This is a genomic window from Euzebyales bacterium (assembly GCA_036374135.1).
Lineage (GTDB): Bacteria > Actinomycetota > Nitriliruptoria > Euzebyales > JAHELV01 > JAHELV01.
Genome location: DASUUK010000080.1, coordinates 1 through 25080 on the forward strand (window position 1 = coordinate 1; position 25080 = coordinate 25080).

Consider the following 25080-nt stretch of genomic DNA (forward strand, 5'->3'; position numbering starts at 1 on the left):
CGCGATCTGCTCGGCGATCTGCCCGACGGCCTCACCGGCCGGGACGTAGCGGTTGGTGCCCAGCTCGGCGCCGCCGGACGACACCCAGCCGCTGACGCTCATCCAGTCCATCTCGCGGACGTCGCCGTCCCGCAGACCCCGTAAGCCCTTGCGGACCGCCATCATCGCGTGGCCCCGGTCCATACCCAACCGCACCGCGACCCGGACCGCGGTGTTCATGCCGGGTGCGGCGCCGCCACCGTGCACGATCGCGATCCGCCGCCGTTGACTGACATCTGCAGTCCGTGGGGCCGCCTGAACCAGGGTCCGAAGGATGCCGAAGGACTCGCGGAAGCTCCCACCCGCAACTGCATCGCGGTGTCGTGGTCGTGGCCTGCGATGTGGTCGGCGACCGCCCGGGCCTGGGCGATGCAGTCCGCGAGCGGCGAGCTGATCACCTCGTTCTCGCGGATGCCGATGAGCTGTGCGGTAGCGTCCGGGGCGTCCGCGAACAGTCGCTCGACCGCGGCGTGCCCGAGCAGCGTGCTCAGGTATCGGTCGAATGCGCTCGGCGCGCCACCGCGCTGTGATCAGAGCGTCTGAACAAACGACTTCTGCTCTACTCCGGGGCCCTGTGCCACACGCTTCATTTCACGGTTCGGTGCCGGCGAGCGGGTCGTTCGACGCAGGTTGGAGGAGTGGAGCCATGGCCCGATCGGAGGCAACCGGGACGGACCGCGACGCGGTCGAGCGGTGGATCGCCGCGTACGAGACCCTGTGGCGGACCGCGGGTACCGACCGCCTACCCGAGCTGTTCACGCCCGACGCGGCCTACGTCCCGTCGCCGTGGCACGAGCCGATCGCTGACGCGGACGCCATCGCCCGGTTCTGGGACGAGGAGCGGGACGGACCCAACGAGGTGTTCACCATGGCGTCGGACGTCATCGCGGTCGACGGTGACGTCGCCGTCGTGCGGGTCGCTGTCGACTACGCCCACGGCCGATCCTGGCGCGACCTGTGGGTGCTGCGCTTCGCCGGCGACGGCCGGGTCTCCAGGTTCGAGGAGTGGCCCTTCGCGCCCGACACGTTCGACGGTCACTGATCGGGTCCTACCGGCGATTCGGACCGCATCGCCGGCTCGGGCGCCGTACGGCGACCCCACTGAGCAGCGAGTAGGTGTCGCGTGCTACGCGTGGACGATGGCGCAGATCGATCTGGCCGACGCACCGGCTCGGCTGCGCAAGGGCGCCGGCCGTATCCGCAACCGGTTGCGTTGCTGGCCCGGCTCCGTGTCCACCGTGACCACGAATGCCGTGGCCTGGGCGCGGCGTTGCTGCGCGACATGATCGAGTGGGTGGCGGCGATCAGCGAGGAGGTCGGCTGTCGAGGTCTGCTGGTGCACTGCGAGTCGGAGCAGGCACGCAAGTTCTACCTGCATCTCGTGCCGGAGTCCGAAGCGAGCCCGACCGACGAGTTGTACGCGATCGAGGTCGCCGTTGGCGAGGAGCTGCTCCGCTGACCGATGCGGCGGCGAAGCTCCTTGATCGTCAGCGCGATCATCTCGCCGTGGAGTGCGGGTGACCGCTTGGCTCATCTTGGCCTTCGACGGCGCGGAGCACGCCTGCCGCGAGGAACAACTTGTTGCGGGCTCGCTCGCCCACCTCGACGAGGATGCCGGCATCGACAAGCTTCCCGATGTTGAGCCGCGCGGTCCGGTGTGTGACGTCCAGTAGATTCGCTGCGTGCGGGATCGTCAGCGCGGCTCGCTCGAACAAGGTGTCGGTGAGCACACCGAGCAGCGCTGACGATCGCGCGGTGCCGACGGACGCGCGGTACCCGTCGCGGAGTGTTTGGAGTCGTTGTGCTCGGGCGACGGCGTCGGTGGCTTGGCGTTCGACGGCGGTGAGGTAGAAACAGCCACCCGTGCCAGTCCCCATCGGTCGAGACGGCGAGCAGTCGGGCGTAGTTACTCATCGCGTCGGGATTCGAGGTAGGCGGACAGGTCGAGCAGTGGGTCGGGCAGCAGTCCCCAGTCGGACAGCAGCAGCACGACGAGCAGTCGGCCAACGCGGCCGTTGCCGTCGATGAACGGGTGGATGGCTTCGAACTGGTGGTGCAGCACGGACCGCGAGCAGCGGCGGCAGCGGTTGGTCGGCGTGCAGGTACTTCTCGAACGGGGTCCAGGCAGTCCCACAGGCGTTCCGGTGGCGGCGGCACGTAGGTCGCGTCGCGGAGCGTGCAACCCGGTGGTCCGATCCAGTTCTGGGTCCTACGGAACTCCAGGGCGTCGCGTAGCCGCCGCGCACGCCGGTGAGCAGGATGCGTGTGCCTCACGTGGCAATGACACGCTGAGTGGCAGTCGACGGTCGGGATCGAGCACGTGTCCGACGGCCTGGACGTAGTTGTAGACGTCGCCGACGTCGCCGCGGTCGCTCGCCGTGTTGGCCTCGGCTTCGAACAACACGAGGTCGGACAGCGACGCCTGCGTGCCTTCGATGCGGCTGGACAGCGCGCTCGCCCTGCTGTTCGGGGCGCTCGCCTACATCTACCACGAGGTCTCCGTCGTCACCGCCATGGCCGGCGCGACGGCCATCGTGATCGGCGTCATGCCGCTGTTCAACGCACTGTCACTCGAGGACGTCACGACGGCGTCGACGACCTCGGCTGCCGGTGACAACTGGTGGTGGTCGGTGCTGTACATCGTGCTCGTCGTCGCCGGCATCGTCGCGCAGTACCGCGCGACCGAACGGATGCGCATCTCTCTGCGCGACTCCTGGACCGGGTCCGGCGGGCGGCACCTGCGCCGCGCCTGACGGTGCGTGCACTTCTGTGTGCGCCGGGGATCACGGGGTAGGACCGTCGGCGTGCGTGACCACATCGACGACGACGCGCCCGGCAGGCTGTCGGCCTCGGCCCGGTATGCGCTGTGGCTGGACCTCGTGCGCGGCCGCGTCGACGAGCAGCAGGCGGCCGAGCGGCACGGGCTCGACGTCGCCGCGGTCCACCGCATCCGCCACGTCGCCGAGCAGGGCGCGCTGTCGGCCCTCGCCGCGTCGGACCGCGATGGCAGCGCGCAGGTGTCGGGCGGCGACGCCGGGCCGTCGACCGCGGGCCGGAGGGTGGGCGATCTGCTCGCCGCCAGTCCCGTGTTCTTCGACGTCACCGCCGAGCGTCGCGACGAGCTCGCACACGGGTCGACACTCGTGATCCTCGGCCGGCGGACGCCCATCGCCGACGGCCTGGCCGCGGGTCCTCTGATGGTCGCCGACGGCACCCTGCTGCGCGTCGATGCGCGGGACCGGCCGGTGGACCTCGTGGGCGCCGGCGTCTTCCGGGCCCCACGCGCCGGACGGCGGCTGGTCGCGCTCACCGACGCGCAGGCGGTCGCGTTGCCGTCCACCGCAGCCGACGACGTCGTCGCCCTCACGCGCGCACGGATCGCCGCGGCACGCCCGTTCGGCGGTGCGCGGGCCGACGAGCGACGTCGCGCGCAGCCACAACTGGCCACCGGTGTGGCGGCGGACCTGGTACACGCTGGGAACGCGCAGCCGCGCGCACCGGTCGCCGACCAGGCTGGCCACGACGCGTCCGACAGGGGCGGTCCGAGCCTGCCGGTGACGTCACCGCTGCTCGACGTGCTGCACGCCATGCTCGAAGCCGGTGCACCGAACGCGGTGATCATCGACGAGGACGGGTCGGCGGTCGGCAGCATCGACGCTGCCGACCTGCCGGTCGGTGAGGACGCCGGCCTCGCGTCCCTGCTCGAGACGTTGGCCCACGCATCGTCCGTGGAGGCGCTCCGCGACGTACGCAACGCGGCGCGCCGGCTGGCCCGCGGGGCGCTGGCCGCAGGTGCGGACGTCGTCGAGGCCAGCCGACTGCTCACCGCCGTCAGTGACCGGACCGTGCGGGTGCTGCTGGTCATCGCACACCGTGAGCTCGGGCCGGCTCCGTCCGACTACGCGTGGCTCGTCTTCGGCAGCCACGCGCGTCGCGAGCAACTGCCCTCCAGCGACCAGGACACCGGGCTCGTCTACGCTGCGGGCCTCGACCGCGACGGCCACGACTGGTTCGTCACCCTGGGTGAGTGGATGACCGACGCCCTGGAGGCCTGCGGCTACCGTCGCTGCCCGGGCGGGGTGATGGCGTCGCGGCCGGACTGGCGGCACGACCTCGCCGGTTGGGCCGACATGGTCCGGCAGTGGACGGATCCCTCGGACAGCAGCCGCCTGGTCGGTGCCGACATCGGCTTCGACGTCCGCGCTGTCGCCGGCGCCGGCACGCTCGATCCCGACGGCGTCGACCGCCGGTTGGCGCGCATGATCATTCACACGACCGGCAACGCACTCACGGCCGCGCGGCTCGCCCGTGGCGCGGTCGCCAGACGCCCGCCGAGCGCGCTGTGGGGGCGGGTCGGGCGCAACCCGCTGGGACCTTCGCTCGGCGAGCGCGGTCGCCGCATCGACCTCAAACGTGATGCCGTCCAGCCGATCGTCGACATCGCACGCATGCACACGCTGGCGCGCGAGGCGACCGAGGTGCCGACCGGTGAGCGGCTGGCCGCGGCGGCCGTCGACGGTGTGCTGAGCGCCGGTCTGGCTGCGACGCTGATCGAAGGTCACCGGCTGCTCACCTGGACGCGTCTGGCCGCACAGCTCAGCGACACACCCGATGCGGACGACCGTGTGGGATGGGCGGAGCTTCCGCGACCGCTGCGCGCCCAGTTCAGCGACACGTTCGGCGCGATCCGCGCGGCGCAGGACGCGCTGCGCACGAGCCACCACCTCGTCGCGGGCTCCTGACGCTCGACGCACAGGTCCCGCTCGCACGCGCCGTGCAGGAGTGCGGAACGCGTCGCGGTGTTCATGCTCGCGATGGGGGTCACGCACCTGCTGCTCAACCTGGTCGTGCTGCCCGTGGTCGCGTGGTGTACGGCGCCGGGCGGCGCGGGGTGCCCGACGCCTGGCCGGCGCTGCGGCACGGCCCGCGGCTCCGCAGGCGGTGACCGTCGATCGGGTGGCCACGTGGCCGGTGGCCGGCCGCGTCGCGATCACCGTGGTCGGGGTTCTGCTGCTGGCCAGGATCCTCATCGGACGGGGCGCCGGCTGAGCCGACGTGGGTCGGGTACGCCTGTCGTGACGCCGGTTCAGCCGACCGCGTCGACGAATCTGCCGATGAGGCGGTTGACCTCTCCGGCCGCCTCCATGTGTGGTGAGTGACCCTGCCCGTCGAGCACGTGCACCTCGACACCGGCCGGGGGTCCTCGGCATGGCCGGCTGGGATGATCTGGTCCTGCGCTCCCCAGATCACCAGCACCGGCATGCCGGGTCCCCCCGTGATGTCGATCTGCCCGAGCGCCGGCATGGTCGCGTCGCCGACGCCATGCCGTCCGGTGTGGCTGCGCCAGCCGCCGTGCGAGGCTTCCCGCCAGGCCCTCACCGGCCACCATCACCCACACCTTCTCGACGCCCGTCGCGCCCAGGCCGGCCAGGAGGCGGAAGACCATGGAACCTTCTCGGCGTTGTCGAACACCGACGCGCCAGTGACCAGGCGCCAGATGTCCCGGCCGGACGCGGGATTCCCGATCACACCGACCATCACCATGCGCGCGATCCTCGCAGCCGCGCCGTCACGGGGCGGCGTCGTCAGCTCAGCCGTCCGCATCTCGCCACGACGCTAGGCACCGTGACGTTGCACGAACGTTGCGCGTGACGGTCGGCAAGGCCGAGCAGCCGTCGTGTGGCGATCACACGCGGACGTCGTCGGGGCCGGGCGCAGGTGTCTCCGGCGCCGCCGCGGAGCGCGCCACCGCCGGCACGGTCGGGAACTCCCGGCGCGCATGGCTGGCGATCGATCGCATCAGCGCCACGTCGACGGTCCCCCCGATCACCCCGCCGGCGAGAGGGATCGCCCGTCCCAGCTTGACCAGTGCACGCTCACCGGTGCCGACCAGCAGACGAAAGCCGATCGCCTTGTTGATCATCGTCGACAGTGACGGTGCCATCCGGCGCAGCCACGCAGCGGTGACGCCGCCCGCGGGCAGCACCATGCCGGCGCGGCTGAGCAGGTTGCCGATGTCGTCTCCGGTCAGCGCTGCGAGCACCGCCACCCGCGTCTCGAGCCGGGCGATGTCGTGGCCGCGCAGGTGCGCGATCGCGCCGACCATGCGCGCACCCAGCGTGTAGAAGCCGACCAGGTTCGCCGGGACGGCGATGGGCAGGACGACGAACCCGCCGAGTCCGGTGACGAATCCATTGACGGCCGCGAGCCGCGTGTGCTCGCGGACGATCGCGTCGACGGCGCGCTCGGGGCTGTCGTGCCCGGTGCGCGCCTGCTCGGCGACCTCGTGGGCGGGTGCGAGCGGCCCGACACCGTCGAGCCCGCCGCGCGCGAGCTGTCGTACGAACGACTCGGCGATCTGGTCGGTGATGGCGGGCATGTCAGTGTCCTCTCCGGCTGCGACCGGCGTGACGCCGGCCCGTCGCTGTGCGGTGCAGGCGACGCATCGTCGCGCGGTCACGGTGACCATTCCCATCGCCGGTGCGCACACGCCTCGACGTGCACCGCGTGGGGCCGGGTGCGCGGCGACGGCGAGCCGGCCGGGTGCTCACTACACTCCTCGTACATCTCTCCGCATCCATACACCGCAACGATCGGTTGATCTGCCGTGCGCCTGCTCCGCCATCTCCGCCCACCGCGTTCAGCAGCGCTGCTGCTGGCCCTGACGCTCGTGCTGGCCGCCTGCAGCGGCAGCGCATCGACGTCGGACGTCGCAGCTCGCGTCGGCGACGTCGAGATCACGACCGCGGAGGTCGACGAGTCCTACGCCCGCCGCACCGCCGGCGCGAGCGAGGCTCCCGACGCCTCGTCCAACGACGACGAACAGAAGGCCGGTGTGCTGACCACGCTGATACGCAGCGAGATCCTGCGCCAGGCGGCGGCCGAGCGCGACATCGAGATCACCGACGAGGACATCGCGGCGCAGCGCGAGCTGGTCATCGACCAGGTCGGTGGCGAGGAGGCGTTCAACGAGGCCATCGAGCAGGTCAACCTGTCCGAGGAGGAGCTGGAGGCCGAACTGCGCGTCCAGGCCATCCAGAACGAGATCGTGGCCCAGCTCGCCGACGAGGTCGACGAGTCCGCGGTCCGCGACGCCTTCGAGAACGATCCCCAGGGGCGCTTCGGCGAGAAGGTGGCGGTGCGCCACATCCTGACCGAGGAGCGGGCCGAGGCGCGTGACGCGATCGACCGCATCGAGTCGGGAGAAGAGTTCGCGGAGGTCGCTGCGGACGTGTCCATCGATCAGGGCTCCGCGCAGAGCGGCGGAGATCTCGGTGAGGTCGCGCGCGGTCAGACGGTGCCGCCGTTCGAACAGGCTGCGTTCAACGCGACCGAGGACGAGCTGGTCGGACCCGTCAAGAGCGAGTTCGGCTTCCACGTGCTCGAGGTGACCGACTCGATCCCGGCACCGGACTTCGCGGACGTCGAGGAGCAGATCCGCACCGAGCTCGAGGCGCAGACAGGCGGTCCCGCATTCAGCGACTTCATCACCGGTTTCATTTCGGACCTCGGGATCGAGGTCGACGAGCGCTACGGCCGGTGGGACGAGGCGTCGGTCGCCGTCGTGCCGGCCGACCAGGCATCCGAGTCGCCGGCGCTGCCCAGCGAACTGCCGCTGCCCAGCGAGGCGCCGCAGCCGTCCGAGATCCCCAGCTAGGACCGGCGCGGGCCGTCAACCACAGGACCGTGTCAAGGGCGTTCGTCGCGGACGCCTCTCCACGGGTCGTAGTCGACCTCGAGCGGCTCCTGCGACGGCCGTCTGTCTGCGGGCACGCGGCGGAGGTTGAGCCGGATGCGCGTCCACGTCGAACTGCGGCCGCGCATGGCGTCGACGAGGACGTCCGCCGGCTCGAGCATCGCCCAGACCTGCGGGTGGCGCTGCCGCCATCGCGCCAGGCCATCCATCGCCTCCTCGGCCGTGGCCGCGCGGGCGACCTCGATCAGTGGCATGGACGTCCGGCGACGACCGGACGCGCCGCTGTCGTGACCGGGTGGTGCGGGCGCGACCGGGCCGTCGCCGGTCGGTGCCCGCTCCGCCGCATCCTGCTCGTCGGCTAGAGCGAGCAGCGCGTCGAGTGACCCGACGGCGTCGTCGATGCCCGCCGTCAGGTCGCCGAGCGCGGCGATGCGGTCCGTCACGGTGTCGATGGTGAATGCGGCCGGATCGCAGTCGCTGACCTCGTCCCAGCGCAGCGGCGTCGACACGCGGGCGTCGGGCACCGGTCGCACCGAGTAGGCCGACGCGACCGTCCGGTCCCGGGCGTTCTGGTTGTAGTCGACGAACACCCCGTGGCGTTCCTCCTTCCACCACCGCGCGGTCGCCGACTCCGGTGCACGACGGGCGACCTCGCGCGCGAGCGCCTCCGCGGCACGACGCACCTGTGGGAAGGTCCACCGCCGCGCGATGCGGCAGTTGATGTGGAAGCCGCGCGCCCCGGACGTCTTGGGCCAGCCGACGAGGCCGGCGTCGGCGAGCACGTCGCGGACGACCAGCGCGACCTCGGTGACCTGCGCCCAGGTCACCCCGCGGACCGGGTCGAGGTCGACGCGCAGCTCATCGGGATGGTCGAGGTCGTCGGCGCGGACGGCGTGCGGGTTGAGATCGACGCACCCCAGGTTGACGATCCAGGCGAGCTGCGCGGGATGGTTGACGACGACCTCCTCGGCGGTGCGGCCCGACGGGTACGACAGCGTGACCGTCTCGACCCACCCCGGTCGTGACGCCGGCGCACGCTTCTGAAAGAACGGTGGCCGACCGACGCCCTTGACGTAGCGCTTGAGGATCTGCGGACGCCCCCCGGCTCCACGTAGTGCACCGTCGGCGGCCGTCAGGTAGTAGCGGATCAGATCGCGCTTGGTGTGACCCGTCACGGGGAACCGGACGGCGTCCGGGTTGGTGATCCGCACCGGTCGGCCGCCGATGTCCCAGACCTCCGCCGACGCCGCCATGCCGGCCACCCTACGCCACGGTGGGCCGGATCAGCCGGGCCGGATGCGGCGTTCGTCGTCGACGCGCACGCCCTCCGCCTCGAGCAGTGGACGCTGGGTCGGGGCGTGCGTCCGGTACAGCCGCCCGCTCGTCGGTACGACGCGCCACCACGGCAACCCGTCGACGCGACGCAGGACGTTGGCGACCGCCTGAGCGCTGCCCGGCCGACCGACCTCGAGGGCGACGTCGTCGTACGTCACGACGTCCCCCGGACGCAGGCCGCGCACGATGTCGACCACCGCCCGCTGGAACGGCGTGAGTGGTGCGTCCGCCGGCTGCGGATCGGCGTTCGGTGGCGGTGGCGTCATCGCGGCACCCGTCCGGTGCGCAGGGCCGCGGTGACGAAGTCCGTCTTTGCGTCGGCATAGGCGTCCCGGTCGCGGTGGTGCTCGAGGGCGAGCTGCTCTTTCAGCCTGGTGTAGCGCGTGCGCAGGTCAGCATCGGCGCGCAGGCGGTCGCGGAAGGCGATGTGGTCACGCCACCAGCGGCCGTCGTGGGCGACGACGTGGGCGTGCACGAGACGGCGACCATCTGCTCGTCGTACGCCGAACTGGTGACCGTCGTCGTGCGCGCTGTCGGGGTCGTGGCGCACGGCGTAGCCGGCGGCGCGCAGCCGCTGGCCGACGTCGTGGGTCGCCGCGCTGCCGTCGACGCCGATCATGAGATCGATGACCGGCTTCGCGTGCAGGCCCGGTACGGCCGTGCTGCCGATGTGGGCGATCGCGACCGCGTCGTCGCCGAGAACGTCGGCGACCGCGGCACGCTCGCGCTCGTACCGCGACGCCCAGTCCGGATCGTGCGGGCCCACCACGACCGGGTCGGGCGGCGCGCCGCCGGCCTCCGCGTCCGCGACGTGGGCGCACAGCTCGTCGCGGAACGGCCGCCCCACGAGGTGGGCCGCGTGCCCGGCTGCATGCTGCACGTGATGGCGGCCACCGGTCGCGGCGGCCACGAGCGCGCCGACCCGGTGCATGGCGGCCGGACTGCGTTGCCCGGTCACCACGAGCACCGGTACCTGCGCGCCAGCCAGCCCGGCCGATGACAACGGCGTGCGCCAGACCCGCAGCTCGTCGAGCACCACGTGCAGACCGGGGTCACCCGCGGCGAGCAGGGCCTCGATCCGCCCGAGCGCACGAGGATCCATGTACTCGAAGAAGTCGCGCGCGACGTCAGCACCGGCACCGTCGACGGCACGGTCGTACAGGTCGGACAGCCGCATGCGCAATGCGAGTGCCTCGGGATCGCGACCGCACAGGGTGACGGCCGGCGCCTCCACCACCGTGAGGCTGGCGAAGAGCCGCCGTTCGAGCTGCAGGGCTGTGAGCGCGATCACACCACCGAACGAGAAGCCGACGACGTGCGCACGCCCGCCGGCGTGCTCATCGACGAACGCCTCGAGATCGCGTGCCTGCCCGGCGACCGTCGCCGCATCGGCGGCCGGCGTGTGCTCGAACCCACGCCGGTCCGGCACCAGGACGCGGAAGCGCTGGGCCCAGTCACCCAGCACGGGACCGAACGTCAGCCGCCCCGACAGCAGCCCGCCGTGCAGGGCGACCAGGGTGGGGCCCCGCCCCGCCGAGAGGTACCCGAGTGCAACCGGCTCCACGCGCCGCCCTCCGTCCGTCGCGGCCGACGATCGTAGTGCCGCCCGGCCGCCCCGGCGTGGACAGCGCGGGTCGGCCCGCCCATACTGCGAGGTGTGCCGGCTCAGCACACACCCCACCTGGACGCCGCACGCGCCGTCACCGAGCAGGATGCCGACGGGCTGCAGCGGCGGCACGCCGTCGTGCTGCACGCCGACATCGTCAACTACAGCCGCCTGATGGCCGACGACGAGCAGGCGACCGTCGCGACCGTCCGTCACTACCAGGGGCTTGTGGCGGATGCGGTGGCGGAGGCGGACGGCACGCTCGTCAACTTCGTCGGCGACAGCTTCCTCGCGGTGTTCGACGACGCGTACGCCGCGATGCGCGCGGCGGTGGCGATCAGCAGCGCCGTCGGGGAATACAACCGCACGCTGCCTCGGACCCGCCGCACGTGGTTCCGCGTCGGCTTGGACGCCGGCCAGATCGTGGTCGCCGGGGACGGCCGCTACTTCGGAGATCCGCTGAACATCGCCGCCCGCATCCAGGCGCTCGCCGACGTCGGCGGCATCAATGTCACCGAGGCGGTGTACACGGCGCTCGACGAGCCGGCGCTGCGGTTGATCAGCCTGGGCTCCCGACGGCTCAGGAACATCCCAGGGACGGTCCGCGTGTACCGGCTGGCCGGCATGCGTGAGGACGGGGGCGGACACACACGCTCCGGTGCGCTATCGCCGAGCATCGCGCTGATGCCGACGCGGATCTCCGGAACGGAAGCCGACCGCACCATCGCGGAGGCACTGCACCTCGACCTGGTCAAGTCGCTGGGTGACATTCCCGGCCTGACGGTGATCGACGACGACGGCTCGGGGCCGGGCCGCACGGGCGCTGTCGACGCCCGCTACTACCTCGAGACCGGTGTCGTCGCGTCGAGGGGCAGGCTGCGTGTCTACTGCATGCTCGGCGAGTTCGACACCGTCAACCGCGTGTGGGCCGGACGCTGGGAGGGGACGACCGACGACCTGTTCACCCTGCAGGACATTGTCAGCGCGGGCACCAGGCGCGCGATGGAGATCGAGCTGGTCATCGGTGAGCCCGCGAGGCTCTACCACGAGGAGCTCGACGCCGAGGCGCGCGACGCCGTCTACCACGGATGGCACAACCTCACGCTCGGGACGCGCGAGGGATGGCGGATCGCCAGGCAACGCTTCACTGACGTCGTCCGGACGCACCCGGACGCTGTGACCGCCCACGCGTTGGCCGCGTTCGCCTCTTGGATGGGTGCGGTGGAGGGGTTCTCGTCGGCGCCCGCGCAGGACCTGGAGGACGCGGCGAGGCACGCCGCCCGTGGCATCGAGCTCAACGACCCGACCGGGTTGAGCTACCTGGTGGTGGCGGCACTGCGCCTGTACGCCGGTGAGGATCTGGATGCGGCGCTGGACGCCGCCGAGGAGTCACTTGCGCGACGGCCGACATGCGACATCTCGTTCGGCGTGCTCGGCAGCGTACGTCGCTACCTGGGGGAGTGGCATGCCGCCGTGCAGGCCTGCGAGCGCGCGGTGGAACTCGGCGGGCTCGGTCACCCGTGGTTTCTGACCGTCGAGGCCAGTGCCTACTATGTCGGCGAGCGCTACCACGAGGCCGCGGAGGTCGCCGAGCGGGTGGCCGAGCATGACCCGTCCGCCCGCGAGGCGCTGCTCGTGCTCGCCGCGTCCCAGCAGGCGTTGGGGCTGTCGCGCCGTGCCCGTGCGACCGTGGCCACGCTGCTCGACCGCTTCCCTGACTCGCGCCGTGAGGGTCTGGCACGCCGTCACCCGTTCCGCGATCCGGCGATCCTGGAGCGTTGGGACCGTCACCTGTCGGCGGCGGGCGTACCCTGACCTCGGCGGCGGGTCCGCCGCATGGGTCGGTTCGCCGATGAGTACGGCTCGTTGACGCTACGCTGCGCCAATGCGCCTGCTGGAGCGGGAAGACCAGATGCGCGCGCTCGAGGAGATCCTGTCGAGCGCGTCCGAGCGTCGTGGCCGCGTCGTCCTCGTCCACGGCCCGGCCGGCATCGGCAAGACGAGCCTCGTGCGCAGCTTCGCGGAGGCCGCCGAGGCCGCCGACGCGGTCGTGCGGTCCGGGGCGTGTGACGACCTGCTGTCGACCCGGGCGTTTGCGCCCTTCCGCGACATCGCACGCGGACAGAGCCGGTTGGGCCGTGCGCTGCACGCCGGCGCCGATCCGGCGGAGGTACTCGACGCCATCCTCGAGGAGCTGGACGATCCGCTGCGCCCGGTCGTGTTCGTGATCGAGGACCTGCAGTGGGCGGACGACGCGACGCTCGACGCGCTCGTCGTCGTCGCGCGGCGCATCGAACGGCTGCCGGCGATGCTCGTGGCGACCTTCCGCGACGAGGAAGTCGATCGCACCCATCCTCTGCGTCGCGTGCTCGGCGCTCTGGGCGTCGCGGGCGTCGAACGGATCACGCTCGGCCCACTGTCCCGTGACGCGCTCGCCGAGCTCGTGGGACGCGACGACGAAGGCACCGACGAGTTGTTCCGGGTCACGGGTGGCAACCCGTTCTACGCGCTCGAGCTCGCGGCGGCGCCCCCCGGCACGGTGCCGACGAGCGTCCGCGACGCGGTCCTCACACGCGTGCTCGGGCTGCCGGAACCCGCCCAGCAGGCGCTCGAGGCGCTGTCGGTCGTGCCGACCCGCGCCGAGCGGTGGCTGCTGGAGGCGATGGTCGGTGACCGTGGCCGGGCGCTGGATGCCGCGGAGCGTGCCGGGCTGGTCATCGCCGACGCTGACACGGTCCGCTTCGCCCACGAGATCGCCCGCCGCGCAGTCGAGTCCGATCTGCCATCGGGCACGCGTGCGGCGCTCAACCGTGCCGCGCTCACCGCGCTGGCCGACCGCACTGTCGACGCCACTCGCATCCTGCACCACGCGATCGAGGCGGGTGACGGGGAGGCGGTGCTCCGTTACGGTCCCGTCGCCGCCCGCGAGGCGGCGCAGCTCGGCAGCCACCGCGAAGCGTTGGCCGCGCACCGCGAGACCCACCGCTACGCTCCACAGCTGCCCGACCGTGAACGCGCCGAGCTCGCTCTCGCCTACGCCTACGAGCTGCAGCTCGGCAACCGGCACACCGAGGCGGTCGAGGTCGCCACCGAGGCCGTGGCGCTGATCGAACGGGGCGACGACACGCGGGCCCTGGCCGACGCGCTGCTGGTGCTGTCGCGCGCGGTCTACTGGCATCGGGGTGCGAGGAAGGCGCTGCCGCACGCCGAGCGGGCCATCTCCCTGCTGCGGGGTGATGCCTCGCCGGTCCTCGCGATGGCGTACGCCCACATGTCGCGCATGCTCCTGCTGGCCAACCGCAACGCGGAGGCGATCTCGTGGGCGACGCGCGCGCTGGGCGTCGCCGAGCGTGTCGGGCACCTGCCGGCGGAGGCCGGCGCCCGCATCAACCACGGCGCCGCGGCGTTGAACCTGGGAGACGCCGACGGGCTGGCTGAGGTGACAGACGGCCTCGAGCTGGCACGGCGTCACGGCTTCCACGAGTCGGTGATCCGTGGCTTCTTCCAGATCGCCGTCGAGCACATGCGTCGCGGCGAGCTCGAGGCTGCCGAGGCGACGGTCCACGACGGTCGCGCGTACGCCGACGACCACCAGGTCACCTATGGCACGTTCCGCCTGGACGGTCTGCTCGGCAGCCTGGCGCTCAACCGCGGGCTGCCCGACGACGCGCGACGCATCCTGAGCGAGACGTTGGAGGGCGAGGTCGAGCCAGGTGTCGCCGGCGTGCAGCCTCGGGGGTGGCTCGCGCAGGCGCTCGTGCGACTCGGCGACCCGCGGGCGCCCGAGGTCGCGGCCGACGCATGGCAGCTCGCGGAGTCGACCGACGAGGCGCCGCGGCTGGGCGCGGCGGCGGCTGCGCTGCTGGAGATCGCCTGGGTCACCGGCACGACGCCGCCGGCGCTGGACGCCGCCGTCGCAGCGGCGATCGCCACTGCTGACGAGACCGGACATCTGTGGTATGCCGGCGACGTCCGTGTGGGTCTGGCCCGCGCCGGGATGCCGGTGCCGCAACCCCCGGATCCCGATGTGATCCTCGACGCGCACGCCGCGGCACTGCGCGGAGATCACGCGGCCGCGGCCGCCGCGTGGGAGGCGGCAGGCTACCGCTACGAGCAGGCCGTGGAGCTGGTCGCGTGCGACGACGAGGAACGCATGCTCGAAGGCCTGCGCATGCTCGACGAGCTGGGCGCGACCGGCACGGCCAACCGCGCCCGCGCGATGCTGCGTGCGAAGGGCGTGACGTCGGTGCCCCGTGGACCGACCCGCGGCACCAGGCGCAACCCGGCCGGGCTCACCAATCGCCAGCTCGACGTCCTGGAGCTGCTGACAGAGGGCCTGACGAACGCCGAGATCGCCGATCGGCTGGTCGTGTCGGTGCGCACCGTGGATCATCACGTGTCGGCGATACTCGACAAGCTCGCCGTCGGCACGCGGCAGGAGGCCGCGGCGATGGCCCCCGAGCTCGGGATCGGTGCGTGAGCGCGGACAATGGGTGCACGACGACCGGCCACCCTCGTTCGGTGACCCGATCGTCGTGTGTGTGCGGGACCGCAGCGGCGTGGCGGCTGACCGTCAGCGGGGACGGCTGGCTGCCACGGACCGTGTTCCGGTCGACGGCCGCGGCGTGGACGGGGCCTCGACGAAGCCCTCGGCGGAGATCCACGCCCGGTAGGTCTGCTCGCCCATGGCCTCGATCAGGCCGGTCGTCTGGCTGGCCTGCGCGCGCATGGCGACCAACTTGCGGTCGGCCAGCGCGCCGTGGAGGGTCAGTTCGAACGCGACGTCCTCAGGGTGCGGCCGGACCGGCAGGTCCGGCTCCATGAAGATGTCGAACTCGTCGTACAGCTCCTGCCACCGGTCGCTGTGCGTGGTGGGGTATGCGGCGTAGAGCAACCGCGCGGTGGGGGCGACGCGGTCGCGCGCCTCGAGGGTCCACTCGGAGACCCGCCGGTGGTCGCTGTGGCCCGTGATGCCGTCCGGACCGAACGTCAGGATCGTGTCGGGCTGGACGGTGACCATCAACGCGGCGATGTGGGCGATCGCGGCCTCGGGGTCGACGTCGTCCAGGGTGCCGTCGACGTAGCCGAGGAAGTGGTGTTCGGTGACGCCGAGCGCCGCCAGGGAGGCATGCAGCTCGTGCTCGCGGACACGGCCCAGCCGGCGCGGCGGCCACTGCTGCGGATCCGAGGTCCCGGCCTCTCCACGCGTGGCTGTGGCGACCACGACGCGCTGTCCGGCGTCGCGGGCCACCGCCATGACGCCGGCCGACAGGTAGGCCTCGTCGTCCGGGTGCGCCCAGACGCCCAGGATCGTGCCCAGCTCTGGGATGGAGAGGCGGGTCATCACTGCTCCGATCGGGTGGTGGGCCGGTGGCGGTCCCGTCCGGGGGGACTCGGACGGGACCGCCATGGTGGGGTGGTGGAGTCGGGTCTCGTCACCCGGCGTTGACGTCGAGATCGACGTTCACGCCATTGGTCAGGACGTCGTAGACAGCCGAGCGGCGGCGGCCCTGCTCGACGATGTCGCGTAGCGTCTCCTCGTCGGCGTCGCCGGAGATGTCGAAGCTGATCCGGATGTTGTTGTAGCCCTTGCGGACCTCGTCGGACAGGCCCAGGACACCCTGCAGGTCGACGTCACCAGTGACGGTGGACGTGACCTCGGTCAGGTTCACCTTGCGCGCGGCCGCGCTGTTGGCGATGGCGTGGGTGATGCACGCGGCCAGCGCGTGCAGCACGTACTCGGCACCGGTCGGGGCGTTGTCCGCGCCGATCAGGACCGGCGGGTGGTCGGCGTCGGCGGTGTACGTCGCCTTGTGCTCGTGCTCCGTGCCGGCGCCGAAGAAGCCGCCGAACGTCGAACGGTTGTGCGTGCCGCTGATCCAGTTGTTGCGGACGCGGAACTGGAACTTGGCCAGCTCGCGCTGACCATCGACGGCCTCGAGCGTGGCGAACAGAGCGGCGGTGTCGACGCCGTTACGGACGGTGTCGTTCACGGTGGTGTCGGTCATTTGATGTTCCTCCTACGGAACGTGTCGTGAATCGGTGACGCCATGCTGGTCGTCGGCGGTCCTCCACCCATCGGTGGCCGTTGCCTATCTCGCCCGGTCCCGCCACCTACCCCCCCGGGGCGGGGCGCCCCGCCCGCGCCGAACCGCCACCACCCCGAGAAACGTCGATCGCCCCGCGGATTGTCGACCACCTCGCGGAATGTCGACCGCCTCCGGGGGTGGTTGCGAGAGCCCGGGGTGGGTGTGCGGAGCTCGGGGTGGTTGGCAGATGCCGCGCCTGCCCGGACGACTGTCGGGTGGTGTCAGGCAGCGAGCGGGGCGGGCGCCCCGGCCGGGGCGGGGGTGGTGCGCGCCGCGATGACGCTGGCCAGGTGCTCGGCGTCCGCGCCGACGCCGTGGATCGTGTCCGAGCTGCGGCGGTACATCCAACGCAGGCCCAGGAAGAACAGCCCGGCGGCCGTGGTCACGCCACGGCGCTGCAGCGGTTCGCCCGTCGCGTCGAACACCGGTGCGTCGATCCAGGAGAAGTCGCGGCGGTAGCCGGTGGCCCAGATCACGGTGCGGATGCCGACGTGGTCGAGGTTCAGCTGTCGCGGGGCGTAGGTGGCCCACGGCCCCGGCGGGGGCGGCGGGGCGTCCGGCGGGTCGCACGAGATGCCGGTGCGCTCCACGAAGTCGTCCACGCTGTCGCGGAAGGCCAGCAGGTTCCTGTCGGCGGCGGCGACGGACTCGGCCAGATCGTCCGCGAACCACGCGGTCGTCCCGAGCACACCGGCCAGGCGGCCGGTGACCACGACGCCCTGCGCGACCAGCCGGTGCAGGTCCATGTCGTGGTGGCCGCCGGCCAGCACGAACGCCGGCGCGGAGCGGACCGACCTGGGATCTGCGAGCGTGTCGATGGTGCGCTCGAACGCGCCCATGTGGTGCATCCACCAGTGCGCGTCGTGGCCGCGGTACCGGCGGGGCAGGGTCCGGTGCCGACCGGCGGCCAGGATGACGCGGCGGTCCGTGCGTGCCAGCTCATCGGCGATCTGCTGTCCCGAGGGGCCGGCGCCGATGATCAGCACGCCGCCGTCGGGCAGTTGCGCCGGGTTGCGGTAGTGGCTGGTGTGCAGCTGGGTGATGTCGGTGGGCAACCTGGTCGCGGGTTCCATCGGGATGCGCGGCAACGCGTGGTGGCCGGTCGCGGCGACGACGTTGTTGGCCTCGAACGTTCCGGCGTCGGAAATGACGTCCCATCGGTCGTCACCGGGCCGGACCCGGTGGACGGCGACACCGGTGCGCACTGGCGCGTCGATCGAGCGTGCGTACCGGTCGAACAGCTCGACCACCTGGCGCTTGTCCATGAAGCCATCGGGGTCGTGACCGGTGTAGGACATGCCGGGCATGCCGGTCTGCCAGTTGGGCGTCAACAGCTTGAACGAGTCCCAGCGCTCGCTGCGCCAGCGCTCACCGATCCGGCCGCGATCGAGCAGCAGGTGGTCGCGTCCCCGTGCCTTCAGGTGGTAGCTCAGCGCCAGCCCTGCCTGTCCGGCACCGATGACCAGTGTCTCGACGCGCGTGCTCATGGCGATCTGCTCCTGCGGGTTCCGGCGGTCTCGAACGGCCACCCCGAACGGTAGGGGGCACCGCCTGCGGTACCGACGGCACCGGTTGCCCATGTCGGCGTCGCCGCTGCCTAGAGATGCGGTCGCTGCGTGGACGTGCGGTCGCTGCGTGGACGTGCGGTCGCTGTCTGGACATGGGTGTCACCCACGTTTGCGGCACCCGCGACCCGGTCAACCATTTCAGCGAGCCGGCGCGGTAGCGGACTGGACGTGGATTGCGATGAATGACGTGGTCGTGCTCTCGGCGCTGCGGACGCCCGTCGGCCGGATGGGCGGGGCGCTGGCCGGCGTGCGTCCCGACGACCTGGCCGCACTCGTGGTCGGCGCGGCGGTCGACCGGGCGGGTGTCGACGGCAGCACGGTGGGCGAGGTCGTGCTCGGGTGCGCCAACCAGGCGGGCGAGGACAACCGCAACGTCGCGCGGATGGCCGGCCTGCTCGCGGGGCTGCCCGAACAGGTTCCGGGCGTCACGGTCAACCGGTTGTGCGGGTCAGGCATGGAGGCGATCGCGTCCGCTGCCCGACGCATCGCGGTCGACGAGATCGACGTGGCGGTCGCCGGCGGCGTCGAGTCGATGAGCCGTGCGCCGTGGGCGCTGGCGAAGCCAGGGCGCATCCCACCGCGGGGTGTACCGGAGATGGTGGACACCGCATTGGGGTGGCGCTTCGTCAACCCGCGCATGGACGAGGCCGGCCACACGGATCCGTTGGGCATCACCGCCGAGAACGTCGCGGCCGAGCACGGGATCAGTCGCGCCGATCAGGACGCGTTCGCGCTGGCGAGCCACCGCAAGACGATCGCCGCGTGGGACGAGGGTCGCTACGACGCCGATGTGATCGCGGTCGACACGCCGGACGGCGAGGTCACCCGCGACGAGGGGCCGCGGCGCGACACGTCACTCGAGAAGCTCGCGCGGCTCAGGCCGGCCTTCGTCAGGGACGGGACGGTCACGGCCGGCAACGCCAGCCCGCTCAACGACGGCGCGGCGGCGCTCGTGCTCGCCTCGTCGAGGTACGCCGCAGACCACGGCCTGACGCCACTCGCGACGTTCCGCGGGGCCGCGTCGGCCGGCGTCGCCCCACGCGTGATGGGCATCGGCCCGCTGCCAGCGACGGCCGCACTGCTGGGGCGCCTCGACCTGGACATCGCCGACCTGGACGTCATCGAGCTCAACGAGGCGTTCGCGTCGCAGTCGCTGGCGGTCATCCGCGGCTGGGGGCTCGACGACGACGACCCGCGGGTCAACCCCAACGGCGGTGCGATCGCGATCGGGCATCCGCTGGGGTGCTCCGGCGCGCGGCTCGCGGTCGGGGCGATCCACGAGCTGCGGCGGCGCGGGGGAGGGCTGGGGCTGGCGACCATGTGCATCGGCGTCGGCCAGGGCATCTCCGGTCTGTTCGACGTGGCGGCGTAGCGGCCTCGCGTGACGTGCTGCGCACCACCTCGAGGTGATCGCGCCCAGCGGTCACGGGTCCCCGTCGGGACGGGCCGCGGCCACACCGAGGTCAGCCAGCGTCTTCTGGGCCGTCCGCATGGCCGCGTTCGCGGCCGGGATGCCGGCGTAGACCGCCGTGTGCAGCAGCACCTCGGCGATGTCGTCGGCCGTGACGCCGTTGCCCAGCGCCGCCCGCACGTGCAGCGCCAGCTCCCGCTCGTGACCCAGGGCCGCGAGCAACGCCAGGGTCAGGCAGCTACGGGTGCGGCGGTCCAGCCCGTCACGGCTCCACACGTCACCCCACGCGACGCGTGTGATGTGGTGCTGGAACGCCTGGGTCATCGGTGCCGTCCCGGCGTTCGCGCGGTCGACGTAGTCGTCGCCGAGCACCTCGCGGCGCACGCGCATTCCGGTCTCGTACCGCTCGTCAGCCATCGCGTCATCTCCTGCAGCTCGGCCCGGGACCTCACCCGTCCGGCGTCGGTGGTCGCCGCCCCGCGTCACACGCGGTCGGGTCACGCACGGCGCGCCAGCGCGCGGTCCACGAGCGCCGCGGCGGTCCCGACCGCGTCATCCGGATCCAGCAGGCGGCGCAGCTCGTCCCGTCCGCACACCTCGGACACCTGCGGCATCGCCGACAGCTCGGTGAACAGGTCGGTCGAGCGTGCGGCCGCCCTGTTGCTGGCACGACGAACCAGATCATGGGCCTCGAGCCGTCCCATCTCATCGGTCAGCGCGGTGACCACGCGCTGCGCGAGCACCGCCCCGCCGGTCAGCGCGAGGTTGGCTCGCATGCGGTCGGCGTGGACGTCCAGGTTGGTGAGGCAGTCGCGCAGCCACGCGGCGGCCGATCCCGTCACCCGCAGCAGATCGGTCCAGGCCATCCACTCGGCGTGCCATGCGCCGGCGGCGCGCTCCAGCTCGGCGGTCATCGCGGTCAGCAGCGTGGACACGAGTCCCGGTGCGGTCGTCGCCGCGGCGACGGTCGCGATCGCGGCCACCGGGTTGTGCTTGTGGGGCATCGTCGATGACCCACCACGGCCCTGCACCCCCTCCGACACCTCGCCGACCTCGGTCTGCGCCAGCAGGGTCACGTCCCGCGCGATCTTGCCGCACACGCCCGCGGTGACGCCGAGCGTGCCCGCCAGCTCGCCGACCGGCGTCCGGACCGTGTGCCACGGCAGCACCGGTTCGATCAGCCCGACCCGACGCGCGAACGCTGCGACGACGCGCGGCCCCGCGTCGCCCAGCGATGCCAGGGTCCCTGCCGCACCACCGAGCTGCACCGGCAACCCGCTCGCACGGACGGACCGCAGCCGCGTGGCCACCGTGTCCAGGCCGGTCATCCACCCGGCCGCGCGGCACCCGAACGTCGTGGGCACGGCCTGCTGGAGCAGTGTGCGCGCTGGCATCGCAAGATCGCGGTGGGTCCGTGCGAGGCGGGCAGCCTCGTCGGCTGCGCCGGCGAGATCCTCGATCAGCACATCCAGCGCGTCGCGTGCGATCAGCATCATGGCCGTGTCGATGATGTCCTGGCTGGTCGCGCCGCGATGGACGTGTCCGGCGGCCGGTGCCGCGACCGCATCGGTCAGCGCCCGGACGAGCGGCACGACGGGATTGCCGCTGGCGGCGGCCCGCGTCGCGAGGTCGGCGACCACGAAGCGCTCCGCCCGGCAGGCCGCGTTGATCGCCTCCGCGGCCGACGCCTCGATCACCTCCGCGTCGGCCAACGCCCAGGCCAGGCCGGCCTCGGCATCCAGCATCGCCTGCAGCCACGCGCGGTCGCCGGTCGCCTCCCGCACGCCGCCCCGTGCGAGCACCTCGTCGAACAGGCCAATGGGCTCAGGCGTCGAAGAAGACGGTGGCACGGTCGCCCTGCAGTCTGATGTCGAGCTCGTACACTCGGCCGGTCGCCGTCGCGAGCAGCGTCGCACGGCGCTCCTCGGGAAGTCCGGCGAGCACCGGGTCGCCCGCGTTGGCCTCGTGCTCGTCGGCGAAGTAGACGCGCGTGAACAGGTGGCGCAGCAGCCCGCGGGCATGGATCGTGCAGTCGATGTGGGGTGCCTGAATCGTGCCGTCCGGGCCGGGGACGGCCCCCGGCTTGACCGTCACGATCCGCCAGCAACCGTCGTCATCGGTCGCACACCGTGCCCAGCCGCGGAACCCGCTCGCCGCCCGGCCGCGAGGGTCGCCGTCGCTTGCGAACCGTCCCTCACCGTCGGCCTGCCACGTCTCGACCAGCGCGTCTGCGACCACGTCGTCCGCCCCGTCGACGATCTGTCCGGTCAGCACGATCGCGTCCGGATGGTCCTCGGCCACGGCGGTCGGACCGTCGGGCCACAGCATGCCGATGTGCAGGAACGGTCCCGCGGTCTGTGCCGGCGTGATCTGGCGGGCCGTCACGGACGGTCCCCGTCGTCCTCGAACACGACGGCGTCGCGCCCGCGCAGCACGATGTCGAAGCGGAACGCGAGCGCCCACTCCGGCACCGTCTCGTCGAGGTCGAACGTCGACACCATCGCCCGGCGTGCCCGCTCATCGCGGACGGCGTTGAAGATCGGGTCCTGACCGAACAGCGGGTCGCCCGGGAAGTACATCTGCGTGATCAGGCGTTGCACGAACGCCCGGCCGAAGACCGAGAAGTGGATGTGCGACGGTCGCCACGCGTTGTGGTGGTTGCGCCACGGGTAGGCCCCCGGGCGGATGGATGTGAACCGGTACACGCCGTCGCTGCCGGTCAGGCACCGCCCCGCCCCCGTGAAGTTCTCGTCGAGGGGGGCATCGTGCCGGTCACCCTGGTGCGCGTACCGCCCGGCGGCGTTGGCCTGCCACACCTCGACGAGGGTCTCGGGAACGGGGCGCCCATCGCCGTCGAGGACGCGGCCATGCACGATAATCCGCTCGCCGAGTGGCTCGCCACGGTGCTGTCGGGTCAGGTCGGCTTCCGCCTCGGTCACGCGATCGGTGCCGAACGCGGGCCCGGTCACCTCGGTCAGGGTGTGCGGCAGGATCACCAGCGGTCGATCCGGCGCACGATGGACGGTCGACCCGTACTCTGGCGCCGCCAGCGGCGGATCGTCCGTACCGTCGCGTCGGTACCCGACGGGGGAGTGCCCGCCCGGCGCGTCGTCTGTGGACGCGCGGTCGGCGGGCCCGTGGTCGTCCGTCGAGGTCATGATGACCGCCTCCGACTGCCGCTGCGGGCGGTGACGTCCCCACAGCCTGCCCTGTCACCGACCGGTGTCATGCCCGCTCCTGCAGATCACGCAGGACCACCAGCTCGGCCTCGGTCGGGGGGTCGAGTGTCTCGACAGTGTCGGCCACCCGCAGCGGCCACCCCGTCGCGTCGCGCGCCTGGTCGACGTCCGTCCCCGGATGGAGTGCCGTGAGCCGGAGCTCACAGGTGTCGGGATCCGGTTCGAGCAGGCCGAGATCGGTGATGACCAGGGTCGGCCCCCGGCCGGTCAGTCCGAGGTCGTCGCGGTCGCCGGGACCGCGCCCGTAGCCGACCGACGTCACGAAGTCGACCTCCGACACGAATGATCGTCGGCTCTGGCGGACCACGACGATGACGCGGCGGCAGGCGGCGGCGATCTCAGGCGCACCGCCGGCCCCGGGCAGCCGCACCTTCGGATGCGCGTAGTCATCGCCGATGACCGTGGTGTTGATGTTGGCGAACCGGTCGATCTGGGCCGCGCCCAGGAAGCCGACGTCGATCCGGCCTGGCTGCAGCCAGTAGTTGAAGATCTCGGGTACCGACACCACCGCATCCGCCGTCTCGGCGAGCACGCCGTCACCGATGGACAACGGCAACCGGTCGGGTCGTGCGCCGATCGTTCCCGACTCGTAGATCAGGACGAGATGGGGCGTACCGGTGCGAACCGCGAGGTTCGCGGCGGTGCTTGGCAGACCGATGCCGACGAAGCACGACGTCGCGTCACGCAGCGCCCGGGCGGCGGCCACCGTCATCATCTCGTCGGCGCTGTATGTGGCGCCGCTCATCGGCCACCGCCCGCGTCGGCCTCGCGGTCGACGCCCGGCAGGCCGTTGTCGGCGAGCCATGCCGAGAAGCGGTCGCGGTCGCGGCTGATCGCGTCCCAGGCGACGTACGCGTCGTTGTCGCGTTCGTAGTACCCGTGGGCGTACGACGGTGCGGCGCCGCCAGGGGCGACCGCGACCAGGTCCACGGCCCAGCCCGGGATGACGACATCGCCGGGGCGGTGGTCGAGATCGTCGACCAGTTCCTCGACCGTCGCCAGTGCGCGGTCGGCGGCCAGCACCGCCTCCTTCTGCACCCCGGTGATGCCCCACAGCTGCACGTTGCCCATCCGGTCGGCGCGCTGCGCGTGGATGATCGTGACATCCGGGCGCAGCGCCCGTACAGCCGCGAGCTCCTCGCCGGTGAACGGACAGGTGATGGTGGTCAGCTCGTGGGGGCGGCGGCCCATCAGCCCTGTGCCGGCGTACCCACGCAGCACGGCGAACGGCAGGCCGGACGCCCCGGCGACGTAACGGTTGACCATGCCGGCGTGGCTGTGCTCGGAGATGTGGAGCGGACGGGGCCAACCGTGCTCGATCGCGTCTCGCAACCGGTGCAGCGACCCGACGCCGGGATTGCCACCCCAGCTGAACACGAGCCCCGACGCGCATCCGGCCCCGACCATGCGGTCGTAGACGATGTCGGGTGTCATGCGGACCAGCCTCAGGTCACGCCGCCGCTGGCGGATGATCTCGTGTCCCGCGGCCACGGGGATCAGGTGCGTGAAGCCCTCGAGCGCCACCGTGTCGCCGTCACCGACGAGCGCGGACACCGCGTCGTCGAGGGCAACGATGGCAGCCACGGTCGCGATGATCCTCCCGGGGCGACGCCGGGTCCTGGGATGCTGATGCTCCCGCATCGTACTCCGTGGGCACCGACGTACGGTGGCGCGCCGCCTGACGCATCGCGGCGCGGCCGCGCATACGACCCGCATGGCGGGTCGGCCGGGTCGTGACCTGCCCGGGCGAGGTCTAGCCTGTCGCGCATGCCTGGGTCCCCGTCCGACAACGTGCTGATCCTGGGTCTGGCCAAGACCGGCAGCACGGGCCTGTACACCAGCGTCAAGGCTGCGCTGGCTGCCGCCGGCCACGATCACTACTGCCTGTTCGAACCGACGAGAGCCGATCAGCTCCACAGCATCCACCGCTACGCACCGCAGCTGCCCCTGCTGGCCAAGGTGATGATCGCGCGGGAGCCACAGCTGGAGCTGCGCTACGACCTCTTCCCCCGCAAGGTCACGATGCTGCGGGACCCGCGTGACGTGATCGTCAGCTTCCTGCTGTTCCGGCCGTTCATCCGCGCCGACGTGGCATGG

Annotated in this window: 25 protein-coding genes; 9 read left to right on the forward strand and 16 right to left on the reverse strand. The window is 72.1% G+C overall.

The window, feature by feature from the left end:
* Nucleotides 1–246 (reverse strand): 6-phosphofructokinase (locus VFZ70_14375; GenBank protein ID HEX6256989.1); only part of this gene is annotated, 246 nt, incomplete at its 3' end.
* 439 nt (nucleotides 247–685) lie between these two features.
* Between VFZ70_14375 and VFZ70_14380 the strand changes: the two genes are divergently transcribed.
* Both VFZ70_14380 and VFZ70_14385 read left to right on the forward strand, forming a co-directional pair.
* A complete protein-coding gene (locus tag VFZ70_14380) occupies nucleotides 686–1081 on the forward strand; it encodes a nuclear transport factor 2 family protein (GenBank protein ID HEX6256990.1) in 396 nt (131 codons plus the stop codon).
* A gap of 90 nt (nucleotides 1082–1171) precedes the next feature.
* Nucleotides 1172–1498: a GNAT family N-acetyltransferase gene (locus tag VFZ70_14385; protein HEX6256991.1), complete on the forward strand. Its 327-nt coding sequence runs from the start codon at nucleotides 1172–1174 to the stop codon at nucleotides 1496–1498.
* A gap of 37 nt (nucleotides 1499–1535) precedes the next feature.
* Here the strand turns inward: VFZ70_14385 and VFZ70_14390 are convergent, their stop codons facing one another.
* Nucleotides 1536–1769 carry a hypothetical protein gene (locus tag VFZ70_14390; protein HEX6256992.1) on the reverse strand — a complete coding sequence of 78 codons (234 nt, stop codon included), beginning with the start codon at nucleotides 1767–1769 and terminating at the stop codon, nucleotides 1536–1538.
* Between the two features lie 176 nt (nucleotides 1770–1945).
* Nucleotides 1946–2101 carry a Fic family protein gene (locus VFZ70_14395; protein ID HEX6256993.1) on the reverse strand — a complete coding sequence of 52 codons (156 nt, stop codon included), beginning with the start codon at nucleotides 2099–2101 and terminating at the stop codon, nucleotides 1946–1948.
* 373 nt (nucleotides 2102–2474) lie between these two features.
* On the opposite strand from VFZ70_14395, the gene VFZ70_14400 reads away from it, so the two are divergent.
* Nucleotides 2475–2792 (forward strand): hypothetical protein, encoded by a 318-nt coding sequence (locus VFZ70_14400; protein HEX6256994.1) that lies wholly within the window; start codon nucleotides 2475–2477, stop codon nucleotides 2790–2792.
* Between the two features lie 51 nt (nucleotides 2793–2843).
* A complete protein-coding gene (locus VFZ70_14405; GenBank protein ID HEX6256995.1) occupies nucleotides 2844–4781 on the forward strand; it encodes a DUF294 nucleotidyltransferase-like domain-containing protein in 1938 nt (645 codons plus the stop codon).
* A gap of 944 nt (nucleotides 4782–5725) precedes the next feature.
* Here VFZ70_14405 and VFZ70_14410 read toward each other — a convergent pair.
* Nucleotides 5726–6418: a hypothetical protein gene (locus tag VFZ70_14410; GenBank protein HEX6256996.1), complete on the reverse strand. Its 693-nt coding sequence runs from the start codon at nucleotides 6416–6418 to the stop codon at nucleotides 5726–5728.
* A gap of 228 nt (nucleotides 6419–6646) precedes the next feature.
* Between VFZ70_14410 and VFZ70_14415 the strand changes: the two genes are divergently transcribed.
* On the forward strand, nucleotides 6647–7696 hold the full coding sequence (locus VFZ70_14415) for a peptidylprolyl isomerase (GenBank protein ID HEX6256997.1): 1050 nt from the start codon (nucleotides 6647–6649) through the stop codon (nucleotides 7694–7696).
* Nucleotides 7697–7728: 32 nt separating this feature from the next.
* Here VFZ70_14415 and VFZ70_14420 read toward each other — a convergent pair whose 3' ends face one another.
* Genes VFZ70_14420 through VFZ70_14430 form a run of 3 tightly spaced genes read right to left on the reverse strand, consistent with a single transcriptional unit; the run spans nucleotide 7729 to nucleotide 10634 of the window.
* Nucleotides 7729–8988, reverse strand: coding sequence for a DNA polymerase domain-containing protein (locus tag VFZ70_14420; GenBank protein HEX6256998.1), 1260 nt, complete (start codon nucleotides 8986–8988; stop codon nucleotides 7729–7731).
* Nucleotides 8989–9018: 30 nt separating this feature from the next.
* On the reverse strand, nucleotides 9019–9336 hold the full coding sequence (locus VFZ70_14425) for an MGMT family protein (GenBank protein HEX6256999.1): 318 nt from the start codon (nucleotides 9334–9336) through the stop codon (nucleotides 9019–9021).
* Nucleotides 9333–10634 carry an alpha/beta fold hydrolase gene (locus VFZ70_14430; GenBank protein ID HEX6257000.1) on the reverse strand — a complete coding sequence of 434 codons (1302 nt, stop codon included), beginning with the start codon at nucleotides 10632–10634 and terminating at the stop codon, nucleotides 9333–9335. Before VFZ70_14430 ends, VFZ70_14425 begins: the two co-directional genes overlap by 4 nt.
* Before the next feature lie 93 nt (nucleotides 10635–10727).
* Here VFZ70_14430 and VFZ70_14435 point away from each other — a divergent pair, with 93 nt between their 5' ends.
* A complete protein-coding gene (locus VFZ70_14435) occupies nucleotides 10728–12491 on the forward strand; it encodes an adenylate/guanylate cyclase domain-containing protein (protein ID HEX6257001.1) in 1764 nt (587 codons plus the stop codon).
* A 70-nt stretch (nucleotides 12492–12561) separates the two neighbouring features.
* On the forward strand, nucleotides 12562–15156 hold the full coding sequence (locus tag VFZ70_14440; GenBank protein HEX6257002.1) for an AAA family ATPase: 2595 nt from the start codon (nucleotides 12562–12564) through the stop codon (nucleotides 15154–15156).
* 93 nt (nucleotides 15157–15249) lie between these two features.
* On the opposite strand, the gene VFZ70_14445 is transcribed toward VFZ70_14440, so the two are convergent.
* The 3 genes from VFZ70_14445 to VFZ70_14455 form a co-directional block, all read right to left on the reverse strand.
* On the reverse strand, nucleotides 15250–16020 hold the full coding sequence (locus VFZ70_14445; GenBank protein ID HEX6257003.1) for a PIG-L family deacetylase: 771 nt from the start codon (nucleotides 16018–16020) through the stop codon (nucleotides 15250–15252).
* Between the two features lie 91 nt (nucleotides 16021–16111).
* A complete protein-coding gene (locus VFZ70_14450; GenBank protein HEX6257004.1) occupies nucleotides 16112–16684 on the reverse strand; it encodes an OsmC family protein in 573 nt (190 codons plus the stop codon).
* A 302-nt stretch (nucleotides 16685–16986) separates the two neighbouring features.
* A complete protein-coding gene (locus tag VFZ70_14455; GenBank protein ID HEX6257005.1) occupies nucleotides 16987–18252 on the reverse strand; it encodes an NAD(P)-binding domain-containing protein in 1266 nt (421 codons plus the stop codon).
* A gap of 259 nt (nucleotides 18253–18511) precedes the next feature.
* Here VFZ70_14455 and VFZ70_14460 point away from each other — a divergent pair, with 259 nt between their 5' ends.
* Complete coding sequence (locus VFZ70_14460) at nucleotides 18512–19705, forward strand: acetyl-CoA C-acyltransferase (protein ID HEX6257006.1); 1194 nt, start codon at nucleotides 18512–18514, stop codon at nucleotides 19703–19705.
* Nucleotides 19706–19756: 51 nt separating this feature from the next.
* Here the strand turns inward: VFZ70_14460 and pcaC are convergent, their stop codons facing one another.
* The 6 genes from pcaC to VFZ70_14490 form a co-directional block, all read right to left on the reverse strand.
* Nucleotides 19757–20161, reverse strand: a complete 405-nt coding sequence (gene pcaC / locus VFZ70_14465; GenBank protein ID HEX6257007.1) for a 4-carboxymuconolactone decarboxylase — start codon at nucleotides 20159–20161, stop codon at nucleotides 19757–19759.
* Nucleotides 20162–20241: 80 nt separating this feature from the next.
* Nucleotides 20242–21594, reverse strand: a complete 1353-nt coding sequence (gene pcaB / locus VFZ70_14470; protein ID HEX6257008.1) for a 3-carboxy-cis,cis-muconate cycloisomerase — start codon at nucleotides 21592–21594, stop codon at nucleotides 20242–20244.
* On the reverse strand, nucleotides 21569–22129 hold the full coding sequence (gene pcaG, locus VFZ70_14475) for a protocatechuate 3,4-dioxygenase subunit alpha (GenBank protein ID HEX6257009.1): 561 nt from the start codon (nucleotides 22127–22129) through the stop codon (nucleotides 21569–21571). The genes pcaB and pcaG overlap by 26 nt, the downstream gene beginning before the upstream one ends.
* Nucleotides 22126–22902 (reverse strand): protocatechuate 3,4-dioxygenase subunit beta, encoded by a 777-nt coding sequence (pcaH, locus tag VFZ70_14480; protein HEX6257010.1) that lies wholly within the window; start codon nucleotides 22900–22902, stop codon nucleotides 22126–22128. The genes pcaG and pcaH overlap by 4 nt, the downstream gene beginning before the upstream one ends.
* Before the next feature lie 67 nt (nucleotides 22903–22969).
* Nucleotides 22970–23728 (reverse strand): CoA-transferase, encoded by a 759-nt coding sequence (locus VFZ70_14485; GenBank protein HEX6257011.1) that lies wholly within the window; start codon nucleotides 23726–23728, stop codon nucleotides 22970–22972.
* Nucleotides 23725–24567: a CoA-transferase gene (locus VFZ70_14490; GenBank protein ID HEX6257012.1), complete on the reverse strand. Its 843-nt coding sequence runs from the start codon at nucleotides 24565–24567 to the stop codon at nucleotides 23725–23727. The genes VFZ70_14485 and VFZ70_14490 overlap by 4 nt, the downstream gene beginning before the upstream one ends.
* A gap of 183 nt (nucleotides 24568–24750) precedes the next feature.
* Between VFZ70_14490 and VFZ70_14495 the strand changes: the two genes are divergently transcribed.
* Nucleotides 24751–25080: hypothetical protein (locus VFZ70_14495; protein HEX6257013.1), on the forward strand; the 330-nt coding region annotated here is incomplete at its 3' end.